This is a genomic window from Bradyrhizobium sp. Ai1a-2 (assembly GCF_000426245.1).
Classification (GTDB): Bacteria; Pseudomonadota; Alphaproteobacteria; order Rhizobiales; family Xanthobacteraceae; genus Bradyrhizobium.
Window position 1 is genome coordinate 1 of sequence record NZ_AUEZ01000179.1, and the last position, 4624, is coordinate 4624.

Consider the following 4624-nt stretch of genomic DNA (forward strand, 5'->3'; position numbering starts at 1 on the left):
CTCTCTCAGAAACGGGGCACACGGGTCCAAGGGAAGGAGAGCATCGCTCGTCTTGCGCGTCGGCCTGCACTCAGCCCTTACTCAGTGTTGCGGCATCCTCATAGCAATCGCCATGCCAACGGCCTTCCCCCTCGTAAGCTGCTGATTGATCTTTGAAAGATAAAGTCTCACAAATGCCGACGGGTGTTCCCCACCTGTCAGAGGCGGTGCGCCTGTCAGACACCCGACAAGTGTCAAGCCGGCCTTCTCCTCGTTTCGGAGGCCAGTTCCCATCATGTATTTAAAGCCAGCGCAGCCGCCCGCCTCGATCATGATGCGCAGGAGCTCGCCGGCTGCGCCAGACCGAAATCGCGATTCGAACCGAATTTAGTGCGCTGTCCGTCAGGTTGATCATGGCTCACCTTTTATTTGCCTGAGCCGAGACCCGGCAAGTCGCGGCCAGCCGTGTAGCGGATGACAATGTTCCGCTTTCGAAATGCGCCAGTTGGGTTTGCGACGTGTGCCGGGTTTCTTCCCTGACACGTCCTTGAAGGATCTTGGCGACCAATTCGTCACTTTGTTACGGATCCCACGTATCGGGTGTGACGCGCACAGCGGCAAACAATTTGCATCCGCTTCGCCCCGGCCGACCCGACCGCTGATTGGCTCAAATCGAGGCGTGCGCTCATCGGGATGAACTTCGCCTTTGACTTGTTTTTCTCAAGCTCGCCTGCGACCGCAGCGCTGGAGCTGTCAGCCTGGTGTTCATTTCTGGTGACCCAATCAGCTGGGCCCGGGAGAAATGAGACCGCATAACCGCTACGGGGATGAAGTTCGCGCGCCGGATGCTGAAGATGAAAGCCGGCAGCAAGTATGCCGATGCAGCGAGCGCTCAAAAATACCTTGCTCTGTGGCATAGCGTTGGATGGCAGGCAGTTGTTCTGCGTGAACTAGCTGGAACTACATGCCAAAACGGAGCGTTTCAATCACATCTACGATCACGTCAAACCAGTGCGACAGCGCTGGTTCGGCTGCGCCTGCTGCCCGCCGACGGGTGCTGACATCGCTCGGCCTATACATCCATACGTCGCAGCGCGAGGCGGGTCTACATCAACCTTTACGTCGCTAATAGCGCTGTGCTGCCGGTGTGAGAGCATATGCTACGTCTGCGCATTAGCGGCAACTATCCGTGACAGGAACAGGTGGAAATCACTGTTGAATCCCCGCAGCCGATCACCCACACGCTAGCATTGCGACTGCCGGACTGGTGCGGCGCGCCGCAGGTCACCCCTCAACGGTGGCCCGGTTGATCGCGAGCCGCAAGGTTATTTGCACATTCACCGCACGTGGCGGGAAGGCGATCGCCTCACCGTAATGCTGCCGATGCCGGCACGCCGGGTATACTGCAATCCGCTGCTCCGCCGTGTGGTGGGGAAAGTGGCCATTCAGCGGGGTCCGCGGACCTATCGTCTGGAAGAAGCCGATAACGGGACGGAGTTACACAATCTATGGCTGCCTGAACAAAGCCGCTTTAGGTTTATCGAAGGAAAAGGTGTTTTTGCCGATAAGATTTTGCCGCAGGCCGGGAAGTATCGGTTGGCAGCACACGCAGAAGAAGCGGCGCTTTATCTTTACGATAAGGTGCCGGGAGAGCGGCGGCCCCAGCGGCTGACCTTTATTTCCATGGTTCAGCTGGGCCAACCGCGGCGAAGGAGAAATGCGGATCTGGATTGACGAGGGCTGACGCCAGCCCGACTCAGGCATCACTCAGGTATCCTTCACTCCTGCGCGGTTCCGTGCAAGGTTGCGCTGCCGACGGTTGCCGTCCTTTGTTCGATGTCGGCGAGGATCGATTCCGCTTGTTTCACGCCTAGGTCGTCTCTGCAAGCGCACAACAAATCCTGAAAATCTGTGCCAGCGTTCGACAGTCGCCGAAAATATGCCGAAAAGATGAGGCGAATGCGGATTGGTCGGTAGTGTCTATGATGGAGATTATCCGGCTTGAGCTGCAGTTGGGCTGGCGTGAGGTTTTCCGCAACCGGCCATATCAGACGGGGAGGAAAACTCGCGTGCCACAAACGTCCATTCCGCACGCACCAACGGTCAAATCGCACATCGGGGCGATTTTGCGTACTACTAGCGGCAATTTCCTCGAGCAGATCGACTTTTTCTTATTCGGCTTCTACGCCAGCGCTAGTGGGAAGGCGTTCTTCGCGTCCGATAGCGAAACCGCTTCGCTGCTCAACACCTTCGGCGTGTTCTGGGTGGGGGCTTTGATGCGCCCGGTCGGCGCGATCGTGCTCGGCGCCTATATCGACAAAATCGGCCGTCGCCAAGGGTTGATCGTAACGCTGTCTAGCATGGCGATCGGTACCGTGATCATCGCTTTCTGCCCCAGTTACGCGACGATCGGCATTGCAGCCCCCGTAATCGTGCTGCTCGGACGGCTGCTGCAGGGCTTTTCTGCCGGCGTCGAAGTCGGCGGCGTTTCGGTGTACCTGTCGGAGATCGCGCCGTCCGGCAAGCGCGGCTTTTACACGTCGTTCCAGTCCTCCAGCCAGCAGGTCGCGATCTTCGTCGCAGCGATCGTGGGGTATTTGCTCAGCGAGTCGATGCCGGCCGAAACAGTCGCCGCCTGGGCCTGGCGCATCCCGTTCCTTCTCGGCTGCTTGATCATTCCGCTTATCTTCTTCCTGCGCCGGACGCTGGAGGAAACGCCAGAATTTCTGGCGATGAAACAGCATCCCACTGCCCGCGAGGTGTTTGCCTCGGCACTTGCCAACTGGCGCATCGTCATTCTCGGCATGATGATCGCGATCCTGACCACTACGACCTTCTATTTCGTCACCGTTTACACGCCGACATTCGGCAAGACCGTATTGAAGCTGACTACCGGGGAAGCGCTGTTGGTGACGCTCTTAGTTGCCATGACCAACTTCATCTGGAATCCGATCGGCGGCGCTGTATCCGACCGGATCGGCCGCAAGCCGGTTCTGCTGACCATTGCCGGCCTTGCGTTGGTGACCGTGTATCCGGCGCTGTACTGGCTGGTGAGCGCGCCCACTTTCGGCAAAATGCTGGCGGTGGAGATGCTGTTCTCGTTCTACTTCGGTATATATAGCGGTGCCATGCTGGGCGCTCTTGTCGAGATCGTACCGAAGCATGTGCGTACCACCTGCTTCTCGCTGGCCTTTGCACTGGCTGCGGCGCTGTTCGGCACTTTCACGCCGTTCGCCTCGACCTGGCTGATCGATCAGACCGATAACAAGGCTTCGCCCAGCTTTTGGCTGATGTTCGCAGCCGTGCTGGGCATCATCGCGGCACTCGCGGTCTATCCCGGAACCGCCAAGCCGTCGAAAGTTGCCAGGCGGCCGCGGCCTGAGCGGCCCAACAAACCTTTAAGCGTGCAAGCCACGTCACGTTAGCTGGCCAGCAGTCCACGCTGGTGCACATGTTCACGCTTTAGGCACGCATGATTAACTGGGCGCTGGGCCGCGTCCAGCTACCGATCGTCACGGTCTACATGGTGCTTGGGGCAGTCAATGGAGTTTCATCCACCCGATCACCATGGTTTCCACTTGCCCTTCAGTATCGGCGCACTTTGGAGCCGATGCAGGCGTTGGCAACCTGCTGATCCGTCGCCATCTTTCCTTATTGATTGGTCTTGTCAGAAGGCGATGAAGATGGTCGACTTTTCGCTTAGCCGAACAAAACAAGGGTTCCCGAACCGTGAGGCGATCTGCCAGGCTTTTCCTTACGCGATCGAGGCCTATCCTGATGATAGCTGCGGCGCCTGGCGCGGTTGCTCTGACGCTCCGCACCGGCGCCGAGCCCCGCTGCGGCTTTCGCGCGGCATCTCAATGGTCGCTGGTGCGTTTGGTCAGTCAGCTGTTCGTTGCTCTTACTCACGCCTGTGCCTACAAGGGGAACTTGAAAAAAATTCTTGCCGGAAACGAGCGGCCATTTCGCTCTTTTTCGCGCCGCGGTGCGTAGCCGCGTGGGCATCATCCGACTATTGCCACAGTGGGAGAAAGACGTCTTGCGTGGCCAGAGTGATCGAACCTGCGACGGCCGCAGGATTAGGCGACATCACAACTGGCGATCTGTGGGTGACTCCATTCGACGTCCCCGGTGGGTTTGCCGATGATGCCGCGGATGCCACATTCGATGCAGCCATCAACGTCGTTTCGGCCTGGCCTTGGCCTTGAGCTCGTTCCAGCGTGCCGGGCACGCTTTCAACAGGGGCACGGTTTGCGGTGACGGGCTCTCGTGGAGAGCCTCCAATCTCAATGATATAACGATTGTAGAAAGTCGTCCGTGAAGAACCCTGCTTTCAGGCTGGGACGGACTGAGTTGCGGTGGTGAGAGCGGCGAGGATTCGGCGCAGCAACAGGCTGAGCCAACGGATGAGGCGGCGGAAGTTGTAGCCGGCGGCGGCGAGGACGGCGTTGGCGGCGTCGCCCTGGCGGAACCAGAGATAATTGCGGCCCATGCGGTGCTCCGCCTTGAGATGGCCGATGACGGGCTCGACGGCGGCCCTGCGGCGCAATTCGCGCTTGATCTTGGGCGTCACGCCTCGCTTCTGGCCAGAGATGAAGACCCTGAACTTATGATCGGGGGGCGCATTGTGGCCGCGGTATCCCTT

At 59.0% G+C, this 4624-nt stretch carries 2 protein-coding genes and 1 pseudogene; 2 read left to right on the forward strand and 1 reads right to left on the reverse strand.

Features of this window, described 5'->3' with window-relative positions; all coding sequences use genetic code 11:
- The first annotated feature begins 1353 nt into the window (after positions 1–1353).
- Both K288_RS54445 and K288_RS48930 read left to right on the forward strand, forming a co-directional pair.
- Positions 1354–1713, forward strand: a complete 360-nt coding sequence (locus K288_RS54445) for a hypothetical protein (protein WP_027584774.1) — start codon at positions 1354–1356, stop codon at positions 1711–1713.
- Positions 1714–2048: 335 nt separating this feature from the next.
- On the forward strand, positions 2049–3404 hold the full coding sequence (locus tag K288_RS48930) for an MFS transporter (protein ID WP_051335058.1): 1356 nt from the start codon (positions 2049–2051) through the stop codon (positions 3402–3404).
- A 908-nt stretch (positions 3405–4312) separates the two neighbouring features.
- On the opposite strand, the pseudogene K288_RS0142565 reads toward K288_RS48930, so the two are convergent.
- Positions 4313–4624 (reverse strand): annotated as a pseudogene (locus K288_RS0142565) (IS5/IS1182 family transposase); the annotation flags it as partial.